The following is a 20,595-nucleotide window of genomic DNA, read 5'->3' on the forward strand; positions in this document are numbered from 1 at the left end:
CGCCCATCGTCAGTGCTCCTTCGGCCCTTCGCCCGGGACGCCGAACCACGGCACGCCGGTGCTCGTCATCAAGAACGAGCGGGCTCGCCGCGCGGCACGAAACGCCCGCGGGGCTTCCTATTCTCGCGGCCGTTCGCCGCCGCGACAGGCTGTTCTGCCACGGCTCACTGTGGACTGCGCCACGTTGCGCGTCCCCCGGGTTGTGCCGTACCACAGTGCGGACCAAAACGGTCCACTTTTCCGGACATTGACGAACGAAGCGACGAACGGCCGGGTGCGGTACAACAATCCGCCAGCCTACCTTCCGCACCGGGCCGAACGGGTCAGGGGGCGAGGTCGGAACGCCCCGCGGAGAGCAGGAACACGACGGACCTCTCGCGCTCGGTCCACACCTCGGTGTCCAGGTCGACGGACTGGAGCAGCGAGCACTCGACGGTGTAGCCGTTGCCGGTGAGGGCCGCGCCGAGGGCCTCGGCCTCGTCCCGGTTGGAGGCGTGCGTGACGATGCGTTCCGGTCGCCGGTCGATGACGGCCCGGGCCACCGGGACTCCCCCGCCGCCGATCCGTACGACGTCCGGTTCGGGCAGCCGTTCCAGGACGTGCGGGGCGCGCCCGCGGACGACCTGGACGGGGACGCCGAAGGCCCGGGCGGCGGCCTCGGTGCGGGCGCAGGCGGCCGGGTCGTCGTCCACGGCCAGGACCGCCGCGCCGAAGCGGGCGGCCTCGACGGCGAGGGCGCCGCTGCCGGAGCCGATGTCCCAGACCAGGTCGCCGGTGCGGGGGCCGAGGCGGGCGAGCTGGGCGGCGCGCAGGCCGGGGAACTCGCCCTCGCCGGACTCCTGCATCCGCTCGGCCCCGGCGGCCCGGTAGGCCTGGGCGGGCAGGGCCCAGCCGCGTATCCCCTGGGGGTAGGCGGGCTGTCGGCCGGCGATCCAGGCGCCGGCCGCGGTGGTCTCGGGTCCGCTGCCGATGACGATGACGACGTTGGGGTCGCGCCAGGCGTGGTCGGCGGCCTTGTCGGAGGTGAGGACGGTGACGCGTTCGCGGTCGGTGCCGAGTTCCTCGCAGATCACGAAGGTGCGGTGGACTCCGTCGAGGAGGAGGGCCAGTTCGGCGGGTCCGGCGCCCGGCGAGGTGAGGACGGCGACCTTGTGGTGGGCCCGGCAGACGTTGACCGCGCGGCGCAGGGTGCGGGGGTGGGCGACGACGACCTGGGCGTCGTCCCAGGGCATGCCGGCCCGTGCGAAGGCGGTGGCCACGGAGGAGACGGCGGGGACGACCTCGACTTCCAGGCCGTGTTCGCGGGCGCGCAGGGTGCGGACGACGCCGAAGAAGCCGGGGTCGCCGTCGGCGAGGACCACGGCGCTGCCTCGGTGTCCGGCGATCCTGCGGGCGGCGAGGTCGATGCTGCCGAGGCGGATGCGTTCGGCGTGCGGGGGCACTTCCGGCAGGGCGAGGTGGTGGGCGGCGCCGGCGACGAGCGTGGCGGCCGAGAGCGCGGCCGTGGCCGCTCTGGTCAGTGGCGAGCCGTCCCAGCCGATCACCGTGACCCGGTCGGCCATCGTCGTCTGTCTCCTGGGGTGTCGGAGGGGTGGGGCGCGTCCGCCCGTGCGGTGCGGGGGTTTCCGTGCGGCGTTTCCCGTGCGGTGCCGGGCAGGGGTGAGAGTACCTGGTCCGGACCTCGGGCCTCCGGGTGGCCTCGGGCTCTACTTCCAGGTGTTGTACGTGCCGTACTCGCCGGCGTCGGCGAGCTGCTCCGCGACCCCTTCGAGGTCCTCGGGGAGGAGTCCCCAGACGATCAGGTCGGTGCGGATGTCGGTCCAGCCGCCGTCGGTGCCGTTCTCGGTCCGGGTCCGGGCGATGCGGGCGTTGCGCAGGACGCCCTCGCTGATGCAGCCGAGCTTCTGGGCGACCTGCTGGGAGGCGGTGTTGTCGGCGGGGGTGCGCAGCTCGATGCGTTCGAAGCCCTGGTCGCGGAAGAGCCATTCGGCTATGGCGAGCACGGATTCGGTGGCGTACCCCTCGCCGCGGGCCCAGGGGGCGGTGATGTAGCGGACCTCGGTGGCCAGGGTGCGCCAGTCGGTGTTGAGGAGGCGGACGCTGCCGACGAGCCGCTGGGTGAGGAACTCGGTGACGGCGAGGGCGATGCCGTGGCCCGCGGTGCGCTCCGCAGGAGCGATCCTGCGGACCCAGCGTTCGGCGTCGACCTGGGTGTACGGGGTGGGCCCGTCCATCCACGCGGTGACCGTCTCGTCGTTCATCATCTCGATGTACGCGGGGATGTCGGCCATCTCGAAGGGGCGCATCACCAACCTGTCCGTGCTGATGGAGATGGACGGAAAGGTGGTAGTCATGCGCAGCTCCATGCCGAAGACCGGGTAAAAGCACAGCATGCAGCATCGGGTCCGCCCTGTGCATGGGCGGGTCGGCACGACGGAGCCCCGCACCTCCGGGCGGGAAGTGCGGGGCTCCGTCGGCAAGTGCCGGGCGGGCGTCAGGACTTGGCGGGGGCGCCGAAGGCCGGGACGATCGCACCCTGGTAGGTGTCCTCGATGAACTTCTTGACCTCGTCGGAGTTGAGGAGCTTCGCGAGCTTCTCGACGCGCGGGTCCTTCTCGTTGCCGTCCTTGACCGCCAGGAAGTTGGCGTAGGGGTTGCCCTCGGCCTTCTCCAGGGCGAGGGAGTCCTTGCCGGGCTTCAGCTCGGCCTCGATGGCGTAGTTGCCGTTGATGACGGCGGCGTCCACGTCGCCCAGGGCGCGGGGCACGGTGGCGGCCTCCAGCTCCTTGAACTCCAGGCCCTTCTTGTCGGTGATGTCGCTCAGCTTGGCGCTGGTGCCGACGCCGTCCTTGAGGGTGATCAGGTCGTTCTCGGCGAGCAGCTGGAGGGCGCGGCCGCCGTTGGTGGTGTCGTTGGGGACGGCGATGGTCTGACCGGCCTTGATGTCCTTGAGGTCCTTGACCGTCTTGGAGTAGAGGCCCAGCGGCTCCAGGTGGACGTCGACCACCGGCACGATGGTGGTCTTCTGCTTCGCGTTGAAGTCGTCCAGGTAGGGCTTGTGCTGGAAGAAGTTGGCGTCGACCTGGCCGCTCTGGGTGGCGGTGTTCGGCAGGACGTAGTCCGTGAACTCCTTGACCTCCAGGTTGAGGCCCTCCTTCTTCGCCAGGTTCTCCTTGACGAAGTTCAGGATGTCGGCGTGCGGCGTCGGGGACGCGGCGACGACCAGGGCCTTGGAGGTGTCGGCGTTCGCGCCGGTCTCGCTCTTGGCGGCCGGGTCGGAGGACGTACCGCAGGCGCTCAGGCCCAGGGCGAGGGCGGCGGCGGAAGCGGCGGTTGCGGTGATCTTGATGTTCTTGCGCACGAAAAGTGCCTCTTTCTTGTGGTGGTGCGCCCGGACAAGGAGTTCGGGCTCGGTGGGACGGAAAGTTCTGGGGGCCTCAGGAGGCGGTGCGGCCGCGGCGGGCCAGCAGCCGGACGGCGATGTCGCCGATCACCTGGATCACCGTGACGATGACGACCAACAGGGCGACGGTGACCAGCATGAACCGGTTGTCGAAGCGCTGGAATCCGTTGGTGATGGCCTGGGAGCCGAGCCCTTCGCCGCCGACCGCTCCGGCCATCGCGGAGTAGCCGATGAGCACGATGAGGGTGGTGGTGACACCCGAGACGATCGAGGGCAGGGCCTGCGGGAGGAGCACCTTGCGGACGATCGTGGGGATGGAGCCGCCCATCGACTGCACCGCCTCGACGAGTCCGTGGTCGACCTCGCGGATCGCTGTCTCGACGAGCCGGGCGAAGAACGGGATGGCTCCGACGGCGAGCGGCACGATCATCGCGGTGGGGCCGATGAAGGTGCCGACGACCCAGGTGGTGAAGGGGATCAGGGCGATCAGCAGGATGATGAACGGCAGGGAGCGGCCGATGTTCACGATCACGCCGATGACCTTGTTCACCACGGTGTTCTGCAGCAGTCCGCCCTTGTCGGTGAGGACCAGCAGCACGCCGAGCGGCAGTCCGCCGGCGACGGTGACCAGCGCGGACCACAGCACCATGTAGAGGGTGTCGACGGTGCCCTGGGTCAGCAGGGGCTGCATTTCGGACCAGGTCACTTGACGACCTCCTTGGTGAGCGCGGCGGGCGTCTGCTCCGGTACGACGACGGCGGGCGCTTCGGTCCCGGTGCCGGCCTTCGGGCCGGTCTCGTCCTCGACGACCTCGGCCTGAAGCCCCTGCTCACGCAGGAAGCCGATGGGTACGACGTTCTCCTCGAAGCGGCCGGGCAGCTCGATGCGCATCCGGCCGATCTGCTTGCCGCCGACGGTGTCCATCGCGGCGCCGAGGATCGAGATGTCGATGTTGTACGTGCGCGAGAGCTGGGAGATGACCGGCTGGGAGGCCGACTCCCCCTGGAAGGTGACGTCGACGACCGTGCGGTCCGGGCCGGAGGCGGTCCCGCCGACCGGGAACAGCTCGTGGGCCAGTTCGGAGCCGGGGGTGGCGAGGAGTTCGCCGACGGTCCCGGACTCGACGATCCGGCCGCGCTGCATGAGCGCCGCGGAGTCGCAGATGGTCTTGACGACGTCCATCTCGTGGGTGATGAGCAGGACGGTCAGGCCGAGCTGCTGGTTGAGGTCGCGCAGCAGTTGGAGGATGGAGCGGGTGGTCTCGGGGTCGAGCGCGGAGGTCGCCTCGTCCGAGAGCAGCACCTGGGGGTCGCCCGCCAGGGCGCGGGCTATGCCCACGCGCTGCTTCTGGCCGCCGGAGAGCTGACCGGGGTAGGCCTTCGCCTTGTCGGAGAGGCCGACCAGGTCGAGGAGTTCCTTGGCCTTGCGGGTGCGCTCCTGGCCGGAGAAGTCGAGGATCTCCAGCGGCAGCTCCACGTTGTCCAGGACGGTGCGGGAGTCCAGCAGGTTGAAGTGCTGGAAGACCATGCCGATGCGGGTGCGGGCCCGGCGCAGCTCCGCGCTCGCCCGGCGGCCTCGGCCGGCCAGGGCGGTGAGGTCCTGCCCGGCCACCGTCACGGTGCCGGAGGTGGGGCGTTCCAGGAGGTTGACGCAGCGGATCAGGGAGGATTTTCCGGCGCCGCTCTGTCCGATGACGCCGTACACCTCGCCTTCGCGGACGTGCAGGTCGACGCCGTCGAGTGCGGTGACCTCACGGTCGCGCGACTGGTAGACCTTCGTGAGGCCCGTCGTGGTGATCACAGGGGTTTCCGTCACTGTCGAGTGCGCGGCGCGGTGTCCGCCGGGCACGGGGCGTTCGTCTGAAGAGACTGTTCGGGCTGGTCGGCCGGGGTCTCGGCATGGCTGTACACGGCGATCGGCCGGGGGCAGCGCATGCGCGGGCGCGCTCGTTCCGCGGGGTGCGGACGGCGCAGGCTCGGTCTCGCTTCGGGGCGCGAGGCTCAGGCGGGGGCCCTCAGAAGGCGCGCATTCGACACATACAACGAGCACCGGGCGTGCTGATCGCCTCGGTCGCAAGGGTGCGGCTGCTCGTCGTGGTCATGGGCCAAGTAAAACAGACGTGAGGTCTCCGCGATCCCGGCTGTCCGCATAGCGGACAGTGCTGGATGGCCGGATGCCGACCTTCCGGTTGCCTCGGCCGATCCTCGTTCCACGGCTGTGACCTGCGACGACAGGGTGGCCGCACGGCCTGGTTCCGAGGCGGGTGGGCGTCCGGGGAGCGGAACCGCGCCCACCGGTTGTGGCCAAGGCCACGATGTGCGGCCCGGGACGGTGGCCGCCTCCGCGGTGGCCGGGGCCGCACGCGGGCGGGCGTTCCGTCCGTAATACCCTCGACTCATGCTTGACGCCCTGACGGTCGCGGTCGCCGTGTCCGCGCTCGCCCTCGCCGCCTGGTGCGGTCATGCCGCCTACCGGGACCAGCCGACGAAGGACTGGCATTTCATCGGGATGGCGGTCGTCTCCGTGCTGGCGCTGGCCCAGTTGGTCGTGGGCGTCGTGCAGCTGGCGCGCGGGGAGCGGCCGGAGCAGGGGATGGCGGTGTTCATCGCCTATCTGATCGGTTCGTTCGCCGCCGTGCCCGCGGCCGGATTCCTGTCGTTGACCGAGCGGACCCGCTGGGGTTCGGTCACGGTGGCGGCGGGCGCGGTCGTGCTGGCGGTTCTGGAGGTCCGGCTCTATGACATCTGGGGAAACTGACGTGAGCGACACCGACCGCCCCGAGGTGGCCGAGGCCCCGAAGCCGTCCTTCGAACTGGGCACAGGTCCCGGCCGGGTCCTGGTCTGGTTCTACGGGGTGTTCACGGTCGCGGCGGCCTCGCGGACGATCGTCGAGATGGTCAGGGGCTTCGACCGGGCGCCGCTGGCGTACACGCTCTCGGCCGTCGCGGCCCTGGTGTACGGCTTCATCACGTACTCGCTGGTGCGCGGCGGGGAGAAGGCCCGCCGGGCGGCGCTGGCGTGCTGTGCCGCGGAGTTGATCGGCGTGCTGGTCGTCGGCGCGTGGACGCTGGCCGAGCCGGCCGCCTTCCCGGACTCGACGGTGTGGTCGGACTTCGGGATGGGCTACCTCTTCATCCCGGTGATCCTGCCGGTCACCGGGATGATCTGGCTGCGCCGCGCGAGGACGGTGGCGGCCTGAGGGCCTGGCCTCACACCGCCGTCGACGCCGTTGTCGGGGTTACGGCCCCGCCGCGCGCGGCGCACGGTCAGGCGCTGGCCACGTAGTCCCGGTCGGCGGCGTCCTTCTCCAGCAGGACCATCCGGACGCCGTCGGCTCCGGTGACGGCCCCGACCTGGGCGTATCCGGCCCGCCGGTAGAGCCGCAGATTGCCCTCGCTGCGGTGTCCGCTGTGCAGCCGGAAGCGGGTCGCCGCCCGCTCCGCGGAGAGCGCCGATTCGGCGGAGAGCAGCAGCCGGGCTCCGAGGCCGTGACCCTGGAGCCGGGGGTGGACGCAGAGCTTGCCGATGAGGCCCGTGCCGTCCGGGTCGGTGAATCCTCGGACCGAGCCGACGACTTCGTCCCCGAGCCGGGCCACGAACACCAGGTCGTCGGCGACTTCGGCGCGCAGCGATTCGAGGGTCTGGACGAGCGGGTCGATCCGGTAGTTGTCGTACAGCTCCGCCTCGCGCTGGAAGCAGAGGTACTGAAGTCTGAAGATCTGCTCGACGTCCTGTGCCGTCGCCGCCGAGATGGTCACGCTCATGCCCATGTGTGCACGCCTCCCGCTCACCTGTTCGCCGGTTGCCTACCGCTCCCTTCCCGCACGGAAGGAGCGACAACCTCCGCAGCCAGCATTCTGCGCAGACATCCAAGGCAACGGGAACGGATCGGGCCCAAGCTCCCCTGTGACATACCCAACTCCCCTGCGATTTCCCGGTAGGTCGGGTCGTTGGGGGCGAGCATCGCCTCCAGCAGCCGGGGGCAGCGGCCGGGGAGCCGGGCCACCGCGGAGCGCAGCGCCCGGCGTTCGGCCGCCCCGAGCGCGGCGCGTTCCGGGCAGTCGGCCGGTCCGGTGGCAGGTTCCGTCCCGACGTACGGGCGTTCACGCCGGGCCGTGCGGCGTCCTCGGCGGGCCTCGGCCCGTACGGTGTCGCGCACCCAGCGGGCCGCGTCGGTGAGGGGTCCGGCAGCGGCCGGGCGCTCCAGCAGCCGCACCCAGACGCCCTGTTCGAGGTCGGCGGGGTCGAGCCCGGCGGCCGGGGCCTCGGCCCTCGCCTCCGCGCGCACCAGGGGTTGTAAGGCGCGGACGACGAGGGCGGTGGAGGCGGCCGGGCCGAGGTCATGATCGAGAAGCGTCATGCCCCGGCGGACGTGCCGGGAGCGCCGCCGGTTGCCCCGGCGGCGCTCCACCACCCGACCGGGGTATGCGGTGCGGGCGGCTGACGGCGCACCGCGTGTACGCGTGGTGCGCCGCGCCCGCCCCCGTGCCGGGTCAGCGCCCGGCGAAGTCCGCCGCGGCGAGCAGCGCCGTGTCCGGGTGGTCGGCGAAGATGCCGTCGATGCCGGTGGCGAGGTAGGCGGCGCAGGCGCCGAACACGTCACCGTAGGCGTTGGGGTCGGTGCCGCGCCGGAAGTCGGCGGGCAGGAAGCTGTTCTCGTTGCGCAGTGTGTACGGGTGCAGCCGCAGGCCCTTGGCGTGCGCGTCCCGTACCAGCGTGGTCGGGGTGGTGAGCCGTCCCGAGGCGTCCTTGGGGATGACGAGGTCGAGGGTGGGCCCGATGCCCTGGGCGAAGGAGGCCATCCACGCCAGCCCGGCGGGCTTCACGAGGTCGGCGACGGTGCGCGGGTCGCCCGACTCGACGAAGTCCCAGGGGCGCTCCTTCGGGCCGGACAGCAGGACGATGCGCGGGGTGTCGACGAGGCGCGCGAGACGCTGGACCGAGCCGGGCTCGAAGGACTGGAGGATCAGCGCGGAGTTCCTGCGGTCCCGGCCATAGCGGCGCAGCAGCCGGGCGAGCGGCTCCTCCAGGCCGAGGCCCAGCTTGCGGAAGTAGGTGGGGTGCTTGGTCTCCACGTACAGCCAGACCGGCTGGGAGCGCTTGCGGCCCTCCTTCTCCGCCCAGCGCAGCACCTCCTCGAAGGTGGGGATCGTCCAGCGGCCGTCGTAGAGGGTGTTGTCCGGGCGGTTGCCCGGGATGCGCTCCTTCGCCCGCAGGGTCTTCAGCTCGGCGAGGGTGAAGTCCTCGGTGAACCAGCCGGTCAGGGAGAGGCCGTCGATGCTCTTGGTGGTCCTGCGGCCAGCGAACTCGGGGTGGTCGGCGACGTCGGTGGTGGCGGTGATGTCGTTCTCGTGGCGGCAGACGAGGTGGCCGTCCTTGGTCGGCACGAGGTCCTGCTCGACGATGTGCGCACCCATGTCGAGGGCCAGCTGGTAGGAGCCGAGGGTGTGCTCGGGGCGGTAGCCGCTGGCCCCGCGGTGACCGACCACCGTCGGCACGGGCAGATCGCGCAGCGATCCGTGGCCGCCGCCGTGGCCGCGCCCCCGCCCGGCCGCCTGGGCGGTGGCGGGCAGGCCCAGGGCCGCGGTGCCGAGGACTGCGGCGCCCAGAAGGGTCCGCCGGCCGGGGGTCGTCCGCGCACGCTCCGTCATGAATGCTCCTCGCTTGGTAATGTCCGTGACCGGTCGAGCGAGGCCCGATCGTAGGCTGGGAGATGTACGAGAGGACGGCTCTTCGGCCAACATGGCGGAAACACACGTCAACACTGCGTATCCGCTTCGTGAACCCGATGTGCGATCAGCGCATACCCGCGAGTATCGTCCTCACCTGCACCGACCATCACCCGTCGGCACCGGCCACCGCCCGTACGACCCATTCCATCGCGGCCGGCCAGGCCACGACACCGGAGGAACCGTTGTCCCGTCTCACGGTCATCAAGGCAGTGCTCGGACCGATTCTGCGCCTGATGTTCCGCCCACAGGTGGAAGGCGTCGAGAACATTCCCGGGACCGGGCCGGTGATCCTCGCGGGCAACCACCTCACGTTCATCGACTCGATGATCATGCCGATCTGCTGCGACCGGCCGGTGTTCTACATCGGCAAGGACGAGTACGTCACGGGCAAGGGCCTCAAGGGCAAGCTGATGGCCTGGTTCTTCACCGGCTGCGGCATGATCCCGGTGGACCGGGACGGCGGCCGGGGCGGGGTCGCGGCGCTGATGACGGGACGCCGGGTGCTGGAGGAGGGTCAGGCCTTCGCGATCTACCCGGAGGGCACCCGCTCCCCCGACGGCCGGCTCTACCGGGGCCGTACGGGCATCGCGCGGCTGACGCTGATGACGGGCGCGCCGGTGATCCCGTTCGCGATGATCGGGACCGACAAGCTGCAGCCGGGCGGCGCGGGCCTGCCCCGGCCGGGCAAGGTCACGGTGCGCTTCGGTGAGCCGATGGAGTTCTCGCGCTACGAGGGCATGGACCGCGACCGCTATGTGCTGCGGGCGGTGACCGACTCGGTGATGGCCGAGGTGATGCGGCTGTCCGGCCAGGAGTACGTGGACATGTACGCGACGAAGGCGAAGGCCGCCTGACCCGTACGACGGTTACGGCGAAGGGCCCGCATCCCCTTGGGGGGTGCGGGCCCTTCCTCGTACGGCCGTACGGCCTACGGGTGCTCGACGCCGTCCTCCAGCTTCTGGCCGCGCAGCAGGAACCACGCGGCGACCGCCGCCGCCAGCAGCACCGCCGCACCGACGCCCGCGGCCGACCGCAGCCCGTCGACGAACGCCTCCTGGGCCGCCGAGACCAGCGGCCCCGCCTGGGCGGCGGGCAGCGCACCGGCGGCCTCGACCGCCCCGCCCAGCGACTCGTGGGCGGCCGACTCGACGTCGGCGGGGATGCCGGACGGGGTCGGGAAGCCCCGGTAGACGCCGGTGACGATGGAGCCGAGCAGGGCGATGCCGAGGGCCGCGCCCAGTTCGTACGCGGTCTCGGAGACGGCCGACGCGGAGCCCGCCTGCTCCTTCGGGACGCTGGAGAGGATCACGTCGGCGGTGACGGTGAAGGCGAAGCCCGCGCCGACGCCGACGACCAGCAGCATGGAGCCGAGCAGCGGATACCCGGTGTTCTGGTCGAGCAGGGTCACACTGCCCAGGGCCAGCCCGACCGCGGCCAGACCGCCCGAGACGACGGAGCGGACCGAGAAGCGGCGGGCGGCGAACCCGGCCAGCAGACCTGCGGTCACCGCGCCGATCGCGGCGGGCAGTTCGGCCAGCCCGGCCTCCAGCGGCCCGCGGCCCTGCACCAGTTGCAGGAACTGGGAGAGGAAGAAGACCAGACCCGACAGACCGAGGATGGTCAGCAGGTCGGCGAGGACCGCGCCGGAGAAGCCCCGGTGGTGGAAGAGCCGCATGTCCAGCAGGGGCGCGGGCAGCCGCAGTTGCCTGCGGACGAACCAGGTGAGCGCACCGGCGCCGGCGACGGCCGCCGCCCCGGCCTCCCAGCTCACCCCGTGCGCGGCCGCCTCCTTGATGGCGTACACGACACCGATCATGCCGACCAGGGAGAGCACGACGCTGAGCATGTCCCACGGCCCGGGGGCCGGGTTTTTGGACTCGGGGATCAGCTTGATGCCGACGACGACGAGGACAGCCATCACGGGCAGGTTGATGAGGAAGACCGAACCCCACCAGAAGTGTTCGAGCAGGAATCCGCCGACGACCGGGCCGACGGCCGCGCCCGCCGAGGCCATCGCACCCCAGATGCCGATGGCGAGGCTGCGCTCGCGCGGATCGTGGAACAGGTTGCGGATCAGGGCCAGGGTGGACGGCATCAGGGTGGCGCCCGCGACACCGAGCAGCGCCCGGGCCACGATCATCATCTCGGGGGTGGTCGCGTACGCGTTGAGCACGGAGACCGCGCCGAACGCGACGGCGCCGATCAGCAGCAGCTTCTTGCGGCCGATCCGGTCGCCGAGGCTGCCCATCGAGACGAGCAGGCCGGCGATGACGAAGGAGTAGACGTCACCGATCCAGAGGAGCTGGGTGCCGGTCGGTTCGAGGTCCTCGCTGAGGAACGGGGTGGCGAGACCGAGGACGGTCGCGTCCACGGCCACCAGCAGCACGGCGAGGACGAGGACGGCGAGCGCGATCCACCGGCCGGGGCGGCGTACGGCGTCCGTGGTGTCCGGGTTCTGGTCGATGCTGATCATTGCTCCACGCTCCGGCGTGCTCCGCCGAGCAGCAGCTCGACGATCATGTGCTGGAAATCCTGTGCGGCGACCCGTCCCGCCTGGACGGCCCAGGCGCCGGTGCCGATGAGCCCGTAGAGGGCCTCCGTCAGCCAGGCGGGGGTGAGGTCGATGCGGAACTCGCCGCGTTCCTGGCCGCGACGGAAGAAGGCGGAGACGCGGGCGTCGGCCCGGCTCCAGCCCTCGTTGACCTCGTCGCCCTCGAAGAGCTGGTTCTCGTTGACGAGGAAGGACAGCAGTCCGGCGCTGGGCTCGACGGCCGCGATGAGGCGGCGCAGCCCCTCCTCGGAGGTGTCCTCGTCGAGCCGGGCGGTGTCGAGGGCCGCCTCGAACTCCTGGATGCCGAGATTCTCCAGCGCCCTCACCAGGGCGTCGCGCCCGGCGAAGTGGCGGTGGAGGGTGGCCCGGCCGATGCCCGCCGCCCTGGCGACCTCGTCCATGGTGGCGGTCGATTTGCGGGTCAGCAGGGCGGCGGCGCTGCGCAGCACCTGCTCACGGTCGAGAGTCATGAGACAACCATAACCCACCTGAGACAGGCTCGTCTCACCGCAGGGTGCGCGTGGTCGCTCGGAGGAGAGAGAGGAGGAAGGCAAGGGGGCGGCCGGGGAGGGAGGGCGGCCGGGGCAGGCACGAGGGGAAACAAAAAAGTGGCCGGAGGTAAAAGCACTCCTTGCCACTCTCAACTTATAGCGCATGGGGGGCCTTGCGGCAAGGCCCCCCATATGCCGCAGAATCGTCCGCCGTAGCCCGGACGGGACGCCGCCCCCGTACGTACCGCAGATCGGACCGATGCCGTGAAACCCCTGACCGCCAGTGCTTTCGACCTTCCCGACCGCCTCTCCTCCAAGGCCGACCCGGCGCTGATCGCCGATGACGAGGAGCACTTCGCGGCCATCGCCCACTGCCTGGAACAGTCGATCGCCGAGCTGACCGACCGGCTCGCGGCCGAACGCAGGGCGCCCGGCGGGGCGAGCCGGCAGGCCATGGACCGGGATGTGGAGATCCACCGGCTGACCGGCCGGCTGCGCGCCCTGCGCCGGTTCGGCCTCGACCTGTGCCTCGGGCACATGGTCGCCGCGGACGGCTCCGGGCCGCTGTACGTGGGGCGGCTCGGGCTGACCGACAGCACGGGCCGACGGCTGCTGCTCGACTGGCGCTCCCCCGCCGCCGAGCCGTTCTTCGGGGCCACTCACGCCGATCCGATGGGCTTGGCGAGCCGCCGCCGCTACCGCTGGACCGGCGGCCGGATCAGCGACTACTGGGACGAGGTGTTCGCCCCGGAGGGCTTCGCCGGGCATGCCGCGCTGGACGACCAGTCGGCGTTCATCGCCAGCCTGGGCGGCAACCGGTCGGCCCGGATGCGCGATGTGCTGGGCACCATCCAGGCCGACCAGGACGCCATCATCCGGGCGGGCTCCCGGGGCGCGCTCGTCGTCGACGGCGGCCCCGGCACCGGGAAGACCGTCGTCGCGCTGCACCGCTCCGCCTACCTCCTCTACTCCGACCCGCGCCTCGGCCACCGCCGCGGCGGCGTGCTGTTCGTCGGGCCGCACGAGCCCTATCTCGGGTACGTCGCCGATGTCCTGCCGAGCCTCGGGGAGGAGGGCGTGCAGACGTGCACCCTGCGGGACCTGGTCGCCGAGGGAGCGGAGGCGGGCACCGAGAACGACCCGGAGGCGGCGCGGCTGAAGGCGTCGGCGGACCTGGTGAAGGCGGTCGAGCCGGCCGTCCGGTTCTATGAGGAGCCGCCCACCGCGGGCGTACGGGTTCAGACGCACTGGTCCGACATCTGGCTGAGCGCCGCCGACTGGGCCTCGGCGTTCGGGGCGGCTGACCCGGGCACTCCGCACAACGAGGCGCGCGACCAGGTCTGGGAGGAGCTGCTCACCATCCTCGTGGACAAGCACGACGGCGACGCCCCGGAGGAACAGTTGCGCGCCTCGCTGCGGCGGAACCGGGAGCTGTTCGCACTTTTCGACCGCGCCTGGCCGCTGGTCGAGGCGGCCGACCTGGTCGGCGACCTCTGGTCCGTACCCGCCTATCTGCGCAAGTGCGCCCCCTGGCTGACCTCGGAGGAGATCGGGCGGTTGCAGCGCCCGGACGCCCACGCCTGGACGGTGTCCGACCTCCCTCTCCTGGACGCGGCACGGCAGCGGCTCGGCGACCCGGAGGCGTCCCGGCGCAGGCGCCGCCACGAGGCCGCGGCCGCCGCCGAGCGCGAGCAGATGGACCGGGTCGTCGAGAGCCTGCTCGCCGACGAGACCCTGGCCGACGCGGACGCGGACGGCGAGGGTGCGCTGGTGATGCTGCGCGGGGCGGATCTCCGGGAGTCCCTGGCCACCGCCGACCGGCCGAGCGGCGTCGAACCCGACCTGCTGGCCGGGCCGTTCGCGCACATCGTCGTCGACGAGGCGCAGGAACTGACCGACGCCCAGTGGCAGATGCTGATCCAGCGGTGCCCGTCGCGGAGTTTCACCGTCGTCGGGGACCGCGCGCAGGCCCGGCACGGGTTCACCGAGTCGTGGCGGGAACGGCTGGAGCGGGTCGGGCTGGACCGGATCACCCTGGCCTCCCTGACCATCAACTACCGGACGCCGGAGGAGATCATGGCGGAGGCGGAGCCGGTGGTCCGGGCCGTGCTCCCGGACGCCAACGTGCCGACCTCCGTCCGCAGCAGCGGCATCCCCGTCGCGTACGGCCCCGTCGGGGACCTGGACGCCGTCCTCGCCGACTGGCTCGCCGCGCACGACGACGGGATCGCCTGCGTCATCGGCGACCCCGCGTTCCGGGCGACGCCCCGCGTGCGGTCGCTGACCCCGGAGCTGTCGAAGGGCCTGGAGTTCGATCTGGTCGTCCTCGTCGACCCGGAGGGCTTCGGCGTGGGCGTCGAGGGGGCGGTGGACCGCTATGTCGCGATGACGCGGGCGACCCGGGAACTCGTCGTCCTGACGAGCTCCTGAGGCCGGCGGGGCGGGCTCAGTGCCAGGGCAGGCCGGCGCGGTGCCGCCAGTAGGCCTCCGGCTCCTCGACCAGGGCGTCGAGGCCGGCCCGCTGCTCGTCGTCCAGGTCGACGACGGCGGCGTGCAGATTGCCGGAGAGCTGGCCCACCGTGGCGGCGCCGGAGAGCACGACGCCCGCCCAGGGCTGGTGCAGGACCAGCGCGAGGGCGACCGCGTCGCCGCCCACGCCCGCGGCGGCGGCGATCTCCTGGAACACGGCGGGGGCCTCGTCCCCGGCGAGGCGCCCGTTGGCCATGCCCTCCTTGACGATCACGGTGAGCCCGGCGTCGTGGGCCTCGGCGAGCGCGGGCGCGGCCGAGGTCTCCAGGGCGTTGTAGGTGGCCTGGACCGTACGGAAGAGGGGTTCACCGTCGACCGTGACGGCCAGGGCGGCCCGGATCGCGTCCGCCTGGGCGGGCCCGCTGGTGGAGAGGCCGACGGTGACGCCGTCGGCGGCCAGGGCGGCGAGGCGGCCGAGCAGTTCCTTGTCGGTGAGCGCCGGGCTGTCCGGGGTGACCGAGTGGACCTGGTAGAGGCTGAGCCGGTCGCCGAGGAGGTCCCGGGTCTCGGCGTACTGGCGCTCGAAGGTGGCGAGGCTGTGGTCCTTGACCTCGTGCTCCTCGGCCTCGACGCCCCAGTCCGCGGTGTAGGTGTACCCCCACTTGCTGCCGACGACGAGGTCGGTGAACGAGGGCCGGGCGTCCAGCCACTCCCCCAGGAACTCCTCGGCGCGGCCGTAGGAGCGGGCGGTGTCGACGTACCGGACGCCCTGGGCGTAGGCGGCGTCCAGCAGTTCGTGGGTGCGGGCGCGCAGGGCGTCGGGGTCGCGGTCGGCGGGCAGGTCCCGGTCTCGGTGGAGATTGATGTAGCCGGGCCTCCCGACGGCGGCAAGGCCCAGCCCGATGTGGGCGGTCGGGGTCGTCGCGGCGGCCAGGGCGGCGAAGGGCATCGCGGGCTCCTCGGGGTCGGGTTTCGGTTACTCCTACCCCGGTGAGCGCGGCCCGCGACACCCTTCGCCCATCTGGTGCGACACGGCTCCCGCGCGCACCTGAACGGCGTTACCGCCGGCGGGCGGTCACCCAGGCGTGCTGGGCGGTCAGGTCTTCCTTGACCTCGGCGAGCTGTACGGCGACGGCGGAGGGGGCCGTTCCGCCCCGGCCGTCGCGGGAGGCGAGGGCGCCCCGCACATGGAGCACCGTGCGGACCTCGGGGGTGAGGTGCTCGGAGATCCCGGCGAACTGCTCGTCGGTGAGCTGGTCGAGCTCGATGCCGTGCCGCTCGCACTCCTTGACGCAGGCGCCGGCCACCTCGTGCGCGACCCGGAAGGGGACGCCCTGCTTGACCAGCCATTCCGCGATGTCGGTGGCGAGCGAGAAGCCCGCCGGGGCCAGCTCCTCCATGCGCTCGCGGTTGACGGTGAGGGTGGCCATCATCCCGGTGAAGGCGGGGAGCAGGACCTCCAGCTGGTCGCAGGAGTCGAAGACGGGCTCCTTGTCCTCCTGGAGGTCCCGGTTGTACGCGAGCGGGAGCGCCTTGAGCGTGGCGAGCAGACCGGTCAGATTGCCGATGAGGCGGCCGGACTTGCCCCGGGCCAGCTCCGCGATGTCCGGGTTCTTCTTCTGCGGCATGATCGAGGAGCCGGTGGAGAAGGCGTCGTGCAGGGTGACGAAGGAGAACTCCTTCGTGTTCCAGATGATGACCTCCTCGGCGATCCGGGAGAGGTTGACGCCGATCATCGCGGTGATGAAGGCGAACTCCGCGACGAAGTCCCGCGAGGCGGTGCCGTCGATGGAGTTGGCGACCGAGCCGTGCTCGAACCCGAGGTCGGCGGCGACCGCCTCCGGGTCGAGCCCGAGCGAGGATCCGGCGAGCGCCCCGGAGCCGTACGGGGAGACGGCCGTGCGCTCGTCCCACTGGCGCAGCCGCTCGGCGTCCCGGGAGAGGGACTGGACGTGGGCGAGCACGTGGTGGGCGAAGAGGACGGGCTGGGCGTGCTGGAGGTGGGTGCGGCCGGGCATCGCCACGTCCGGGTGCGCCTCGGCGAGGCCGACCAGTGCGCCCTGGAGGTCGGCGATCAGGCCGCCGATGGTCCGGGCGTGGTCGCGCAGGTACATCCGGAAGAGCGTGGCGATCTGGTCGTTCCGCGACCGCCCGGCCCGCAGCTTGCCGCCGAGGTCGGCGCCGAGGCGCTCCAGCAGGCCGCGCTCCAGTGCGGTGTGGACGTCCTCGTCGGCGATGGTCCCGGTGAAGGAGCCGTCCGCGACGTCGGCTTCGAGCTGGTCGAGCCCGGCGAGCATCCGGGTCAGCTCGTCCTCGCTGAGCAGGCCCGCCTTGTTGAGGACGCGTGCGTGGGCCCGGGAGCCGGCGATGTCGTACGGCGCGAGCCGCCAGTCGAAGTGGACGGACGCGGACAGCTTGGCCAGCGCCTCGGCCGGTCCGTCGGCGAAACGCGCGCCCCAGAGCCGGACGTCACCGTTGTTGCTGCTCACTGCGTGCTCCTCAAAAAAGCAAAGGCAAAGGCCCAGGCGTAGGCCAAGGTGCGGATATGCGGCCGCCTCCCTGCCGCGTGACGACGGGGAGGCGGCTGTTCAACGAAGGAGGGTCAGGCGAGGTCGCGCTTGGCCGCGATCTTGGAGGAGAGGCCGAAGATCTCGATGAAGCCCTGCGCCTTGGACTGGTCGAAGGTGTCGCCCGAGTCGTAGGTGGCGAGGTTGAAGTCGTACAGCGACTCCTCGGACTTCCGGCCGGTGACGACGGCGCGGCCGCCGTGCAGGGTCATCCGGATGTCGCCGGTGACGTGCTGGTTGGCCTCGTTGATGAAGCCGTCCAGGGCCCGCTTCAGCGGGGAGAACCACAGGCCGTCGTAGACCATCTCGCCCCAGCGCTGCTCGACCTGCCGCTTGTAGCGGGCCAGCTCGCGCTCGACGGTGACGTTCTCCAGCTCCTGGTGGGCGGTGATCAGCGCGATGGCGCCCGGCGCCTCGTACACCTCGCGGGACTTGATGCCCACGAGCCGGTCCTCGACCATGTCGATCCGGCCGATGCCCTGCGCGCCGGCCCGCTCGTTGAGCTGCTGGATCGCCTGGAGCACGGTGACGGGACGGCCGTCGATGGCTACGGGCACGCCCTCCTTGAAGGAGATGACGACCTCGTCGGCCTCACGCTGGACGGCGGGGTTCTCGGTGTACTCGTAGATGTCCTCGATCGGCGCGTTCCAGATGTCCTCCAGGAAGCCCGTCTCGACGGCGCGCCCGAAGACGTTCTGGTCGATGGAGTACGGGGACTTCTTGGTGGTCGCGATCGGGAGGTTCTTCTCCTCGCAGAAGGCGATCGCCTTGTCCCGGGTCATCGCGTAGTCGCGGACCGGGGCGATGCACTTCAGGTCGGGGCCGAGCGCGGAGATGCCGGCCTCGAAGCGGACCTGGTCGTTGCCCTTGCCGGTGCAGCCGTGGGCGACGATCCCGGCGTTGTGCTTGTGGGCGGCGGCGACGAGGTGCTTGACGATGGTCGGCCGGGAGAGGGCCGAGACCAGCGGGTAGCGGTCCATGTAGAGGGCGTTGGCCTTGATCGCCGGGAGGCAGTACTCCTCGGCGAACTCGTCCTTGGCGTCCGCGACCTCGGCTTCGACGGCACCGCAGGCGAGCGCGCGCTTGCGGATGACGTCCAGGTCCTCGCCGCCCTGGCCGACGTCCACGGCAACGGCGATGACCTCGGCGCCCGTCTCCTCGGCGATCCAGCCGATGGCGACGGAGGTGTCCAGGCCGCCCGAGTAGGCGAGTACGACGCGCTCGGTCACGGGTTTCTCCTTACGGTGCAATCACTGATGGGTATAACTATGCAGTCCTCCGTATTGTTTGTCAAAACAGCAGGTCAGGGCGGTTCGCTCGACCGCGCGGGCGCACGGAGACGGCAAGCCGAGCGGCGTCGCACACCAAGGCCCGGATGGTGAAATGCCCTGCTCGCCGCTCGGACCGGAGGCCGATAATCACCTCATGGGAAAAACGCATGAGCGCATCGACGGACGGCTCAGAACCTTCATCGAGGAACAGCACATCTTCTTCACGGCCACCGCCCCGCTGGACTCCGACGGCACGGTGAACCTCTCCCCCAAGGGCCTCTCCGGTTCCTTCGCCGTCCTCGACGAGCGGACCGTCGCCTACCTGGACTTCGCCGGGAGCAACGCCGAGACCGTCGCCCACCTCCGGGAGAACGGACGCATCACCCTGATGTGGTGCGCCTTCCAGGGACCGCCGAACATCGTGCGCGTGCACGGCCGGGGTGAGCCGGTCTTCCGCGACGACCCCCGGTTCCCGGCGCTCCTCGCCCGCTTCCCCGGAGCCGCCCCGGCCTCGCACGGGCTGCGCGCGATCATCGTGGTGACCGCCGAACTGATCCGCGACACCTGTGGGTTCGGCGTGCCGTTCCTGAGCTACGACGAGGACCGCACGCTGCACGCGGACCGGTTCGAGCGCGACGACGACGAGAGCCTCAGCGCCTACTTCGCGAAGAAGGAGGACATCGCGACGAGCATCGACGGGCTGCCGGGCCTGCCGCTCCCGCTGCCGCCCCTGCCGGCCGCGCTCCCCGAGTGAGCCCGCCCCGTCCGGAGTGAGCCGCTGGGCCGTACGGAGCAGGTCCGGTGGGGCACGGCCGCCGGCCGCCGTACGGTCCGGAGCATGCGCAGATCACTGGTGACCACCGCCGTACTCCTCGCCCTGGCCTGCTCCCTCGGGGCCGGACCCGGCGGAGCCGATCGCCCTGTCCTGCCGGACCGGCTGGCGGACACGGGCGGCGGCTCCCAGCTGATCACCGCCGAGGCCCCGGACACCGGCTCCACGACAGGGACCGTGACCTGGTGGGAGCGGCGCGGGGGCAGCTGGAAGGAGGCCGGGTCGGCGCCCGCGCGGTTCGGTGGGGGCGGGCTGGCCGAGGGGGCGACCCGGGAGCAGGGCACCAGCACCACGCCCACCGGGCTGTACGACCTGCCGTACGCCTTCGGCATCGAGGACGCCCCGGCCGGCACGACGTATCCGTACCGCGAGGTCACCGAGGACTCCTGGTGGTGCCAGGACAACGACTCGCGCGCGTACAACCGCTGGGTGGAGCCGCGCCCCGCCCACTGCCGGGCGGCGGAGGCCGAGCACCTGGTCTCCTACGGCACGCAGTACGCCCGCGCGCTGGTGATCGGCTTCAACTACGACCGTCCGGTACGGGGCCGGGGCGCGGGGATCTTCCTGCATGTGAACGGGCGCGGGGCGACGGCCGGGTGCGTCTCGGTCCCGGCCGACGCCATGGCGGAGATCCTCGCCTGGGCGGACCCGGCGCGCGAACCGCACATCGCGGTCGGCACCTCCTCGGGCCCGACCGCGATCACGCGCTACTGAACAGGGCTGCTCAGCGGTCGTTCTGAGCGAGTCTCAGCAGGTGGTCGGCGAGCGCCTGGCCGCCGTTCGGGTCGCGGCTGATGAGCATCAGCGTGTCGTCGCCCGCGATGGTGCCGAGGATGTCGTGCAGTTCGGCCTGGTCGATGGCCGAGGCGAGGAACTGGGCCGCGCCCGGCGGGGTGCGCAGGACCACGAGGTTGGCCGAGGCCTCCGCGGAGATGAGCAGTTCGGCAGAGAGCCGGCGCATCCGCTCCTCCTTGGCCGAACCGCCCAGCGGCGCCTGCGGGGTGCGGAATCCGCCCTCGCTCGGCACCGCGTAGATCAGCTCGCCGCCGGTGTTGCGGATCTTCACCGCGCCCAGCTCGTCCAGGTCGCGGGAGAGCGTCGCCTGGGTGACGCTCAGCCCGTCGTCGGCGAGGAGCTTGGCCAGCTGGCTCTGCGAGCGGACCGGCTGCCGGTTCAGGATGTCCACGATCCGGCGGTGGCGGGCGGTGCGGGTCTGCGGCACGGACGGCCCGCCGTGCTCGGATTCCTGCGCCTCGGTCATCGTCGTCGCCTCATTCTC

20 protein-coding genes are annotated in these 20,595 nt (G+C 71.6%); 6 read left to right on the forward strand and 14 right to left on the reverse strand.

The genetic code is table 11. The features are described 5' to 3' along the window. Window positions 1–323 precede the first annotated feature (323 nt). From cbiE to IE272_RS17270, 5 genes are all read right to left on the reverse strand, one after another. Window positions 324–1,562 carry a precorrin-6y C5,15-methyltransferase (decarboxylating) subunit CbiE gene (cbiE, locus tag IE272_RS17250; protein WP_050359416.1) on the reverse strand — a complete coding sequence of 413 codons (1,239 nt, stop codon included), beginning with the start codon at window positions 1,560–1,562 and terminating at the stop codon, window positions 324–326. 144 nt (window positions 1,563–1,706) lie between these two features. Then, complete coding sequence (locus IE272_RS17255) at window positions 1,707–2,393, reverse strand: GNAT family N-acetyltransferase (protein WP_050359417.1); 687 nt, start codon at window positions 2,391–2,393, stop codon at window positions 1,707–1,709. Between the two features lie 101 nt (window positions 2,394–2,494). Then, a complete protein-coding gene (locus IE272_RS17260; protein WP_050359418.1) occupies window positions 2,495–3,361 on the reverse strand; it encodes a MetQ/NlpA family ABC transporter substrate-binding protein in 867 nt (288 codons plus the stop codon). A 76-nt stretch (window positions 3,362–3,437) separates the two neighbouring features. Continuing rightward, entirely contained in the window at window positions 3,438–4,109 is a 672-nt protein-coding gene (locus tag IE272_RS17265; RefSeq protein ID WP_050359419.1) for a methionine ABC transporter permease, read from the reverse strand. After that, window positions 4,106–5,203, reverse strand: a complete 1,098-nt coding sequence (locus IE272_RS17270) for a methionine ABC transporter ATP-binding protein (RefSeq protein ID WP_190007213.1) — start codon at window positions 5,201–5,203, stop codon at window positions 4,106–4,108. The genes IE272_RS17265 and IE272_RS17270 overlap by 4 nt, the downstream gene beginning before the upstream one ends. 597 nt (window positions 5,204–5,800) lie before the next feature. On the opposite strand from IE272_RS17270, the gene IE272_RS17275 reads away from it, so the two are divergent. Continuing rightward, window positions 5,801–6,160, forward strand: coding sequence for a hypothetical protein (locus IE272_RS17275; protein WP_007445890.1), 360 nt, complete (start codon window positions 5,801–5,803; stop codon window positions 6,158–6,160). Between the two features lies 1 nt (window position 6,161). Further along, a complete protein-coding gene (locus tag IE272_RS17280; RefSeq protein ID WP_190007214.1) occupies window positions 6,162–6,602 on the forward strand; it encodes a hypothetical protein in 441 nt (146 codons plus the stop codon). Between the two features lie 67 nt (window positions 6,603–6,669). On the opposite strand, the gene IE272_RS17285 is transcribed toward IE272_RS17280, so the two are convergent. The 3 genes from IE272_RS17285 to IE272_RS17295 form a co-directional block, all read right to left on the reverse strand. Further along, a complete protein-coding gene (locus tag IE272_RS17285; RefSeq protein WP_050359422.1) occupies window positions 6,670–7,173 on the reverse strand; it encodes a GNAT family N-acetyltransferase in 504 nt (167 codons plus the stop codon). Window positions 7,174–7,190: 17 nt separating this feature from the next. Further along, on the reverse strand, window positions 7,191–7,763 hold the full coding sequence (locus tag IE272_RS17290; protein ID WP_050359423.1) for a sigma-70 RNA polymerase sigma factor region 4 domain-containing protein: 573 nt from the start codon (window positions 7,761–7,763) through the stop codon (window positions 7,191–7,193). Between the two features lie 133 nt (window positions 7,764–7,896). Next, the gene (locus IE272_RS17295; protein ID WP_056703206.1) at window positions 7,897–9,054 is read right to left on the reverse strand and encodes a glycerophosphodiester phosphodiesterase; all 1,158 of its coding nucleotides are present in this window, start codon (window positions 9,052–9,054) and stop codon (window positions 7,897–7,899) included. Window positions 9,055–9,317: 263 nt separating this feature from the next. Between IE272_RS17295 and IE272_RS17300 the strand changes: the two genes are divergently transcribed. After that, window positions 9,318–9,989, forward strand: coding sequence for a lysophospholipid acyltransferase family protein (locus tag IE272_RS17300; RefSeq protein ID WP_050359578.1), 672 nt, complete (start codon window positions 9,318–9,320; stop codon window positions 9,987–9,989). A gap of 74 nt (window positions 9,990–10,063) precedes the next feature. Here IE272_RS17300 and IE272_RS17305 read toward each other — a convergent pair whose 3' ends face one another. Together IE272_RS17305 and IE272_RS17310 are read right to left on the reverse strand one after the other, a co-directional pair. Beyond that, a complete protein-coding gene (locus IE272_RS17305) occupies window positions 10,064–11,608 on the reverse strand; it encodes an MFS transporter (RefSeq protein WP_190007215.1) in 1,545 nt (514 codons plus the stop codon). Beyond that, window positions 11,605–12,156, reverse strand: a complete 552-nt coding sequence (locus IE272_RS17310; protein WP_047175757.1) for a TetR/AcrR family transcriptional regulator — start codon at window positions 12,154–12,156, stop codon at window positions 11,605–11,607. Before IE272_RS17310 ends, IE272_RS17305 begins: the two co-directional genes overlap by 4 nt. A 285-nt stretch (window positions 12,157–12,441) precedes the next feature. On the opposite strand from IE272_RS17310, the gene helR reads away from it, so the two are divergent. After that, the gene (gene helR, locus IE272_RS17315; protein ID WP_190007216.1) at window positions 12,442–14,607 is read left to right on the forward strand and encodes an RNA polymerase recycling motor ATPase HelR; all 2,166 of its coding nucleotides are present in this window, start codon (window positions 12,442–12,444) and stop codon (window positions 14,605–14,607) included. 16 nt (window positions 14,608–14,623) lie between these two features. On the opposite strand, the gene IE272_RS17320 is transcribed toward helR, so the two are convergent. From IE272_RS17320 to IE272_RS17330, 3 genes are all read right to left on the reverse strand, one after another. Continuing rightward, window positions 14,624–15,595: an aldo/keto reductase gene (locus IE272_RS17320; protein ID WP_056703196.1), complete on the reverse strand. Its 972-nt coding sequence runs from the start codon at window positions 15,593–15,595 to the stop codon at window positions 14,624–14,626. Between the two features lie 109 nt (window positions 15,596–15,704). Continuing rightward, on the reverse strand, window positions 15,705–17,135 hold the full coding sequence (gene argH / locus IE272_RS17325) for an argininosuccinate lyase (protein WP_050359428.1): 1,431 nt from the start codon (window positions 17,133–17,135) through the stop codon (window positions 15,705–15,707). A 113-nt stretch (window positions 17,136–17,248) separates the two neighbouring features. Further along, entirely contained in the window at window positions 17,249–18,442 is a 1,194-nt protein-coding gene (locus IE272_RS17330) for an argininosuccinate synthase (protein WP_007445871.1), read from the reverse strand. Window positions 18,443–18,638: 196 nt separating this feature from the next. On the opposite strand from IE272_RS17330, the gene IE272_RS17335 reads away from it, so the two are divergent. Further along, window positions 18,639–19,238 carry a pyridoxamine 5'-phosphate oxidase family protein gene (locus IE272_RS17335; protein WP_073960288.1) on the forward strand — a complete coding sequence of 200 codons (600 nt, stop codon included), beginning with the start codon at window positions 18,639–18,641 and terminating at the stop codon, window positions 19,236–19,238. A gap of 84 nt (window positions 19,239–19,322) precedes the next feature. Then, complete coding sequence (locus tag IE272_RS17340) at window positions 19,323–20,030, forward strand: L,D-transpeptidase family protein (RefSeq protein ID WP_190007217.1); 708 nt, start codon at window positions 19,323–19,325, stop codon at window positions 20,028–20,030. Between the two features lie 10 nt (window positions 20,031–20,040). Here the strand turns inward: IE272_RS17340 and IE272_RS17345 are convergent, their stop codons facing one another. Next, window positions 20,041–20,577, reverse strand: coding sequence for an arginine repressor (locus tag IE272_RS17345; protein ID WP_006123291.1), 537 nt, complete (start codon window positions 20,575–20,577; stop codon window positions 20,041–20,043). Between the last annotated feature and the right edge of the window lie 18 nt (window positions 20,578–20,595).

It is taken from the genome of Streptomyces anulatus (assembly GCF_014650675.1).
GTDB classification, from domain to species: domain Bacteria; phylum Actinomycetota; class Actinomycetes; order Streptomycetales; family Streptomycetaceae; genus Streptomyces; species Streptomyces anulatus.

Bases quoted from the DNA above. Each gene is read 5' to 3' on its own strand.
- IE272_RS17345 (WP_006123291.1), bottom strand. From the start codon at position 20,577: ATGACCGAGGCGCAGGAATCCGAGCACGGCGGGCCGTCCGTGCCGCAG.
- IE272_RS17290 (WP_050359423.1), bottom strand. From the start codon at position 7,763: ATGACGCTTCTCGATCATGACCTCGGCCCGGCCGCCTCCACCGCCCTC.
- IE272_RS17310 (WP_047175757.1), bottom strand. From the start codon at position 12,156: ATGACTCTCGACCGTGAGCAGGTGCTGCGCAGCGCCGCCGCCCTGCTG.
- IE272_RS17255 (WP_050359417.1), bottom strand. From the start codon at position 2,393: ATGCTGTGCTTTTACCCGGTCTTCGGCATGGAGCTGCGCATGACTACC.
- cbiE (WP_050359416.1), bottom strand. From the start codon at position 1,562: ATGGCCGACCGGGTCACGGTGATCGGCTGGGACGGCTCGCCACTGACC.
- IE272_RS17335 (WP_073960288.1), top strand. From the start codon at position 18,639: ATGGGAAAAACGCATGAGCGCATCGACGGACGGCTCAGAACCTTCATC.
- IE272_RS17320 (WP_056703196.1), bottom strand. From the start codon at position 15,595: ATGCCCTTCGCCGCCCTGGCCGCCGCGACGACCCCGACCGCCCACATC.
- IE272_RS17285 (WP_050359422.1), bottom strand. From the start codon at position 7,173: ATGGGCATGAGCGTGACCATCTCGGCGGCGACGGCACAGGACGTCGAG.
- IE272_RS17340 (WP_190007217.1), top strand. From the start codon at position 19,323: ATGCGCAGATCACTGGTGACCACCGCCGTACTCCTCGCCCTGGCCTGC.
- IE272_RS17295 (WP_056703206.1), bottom strand. From the start codon at position 9,054: ATGACGGAGCGTGCGCGGACGACCCCCGGCCGGCGGACCCTTCTGGGC.
- IE272_RS17305 (WP_190007215.1), bottom strand. From the start codon at position 11,608: ATGATCAGCATCGACCAGAACCCGGACACCACGGACGCCGTACGCCGC.
- IE272_RS17275 (WP_007445890.1), top strand. From the start codon at position 5,801: ATGCTTGACGCCCTGACGGTCGCGGTCGCCGTGTCCGCGCTCGCCCTC.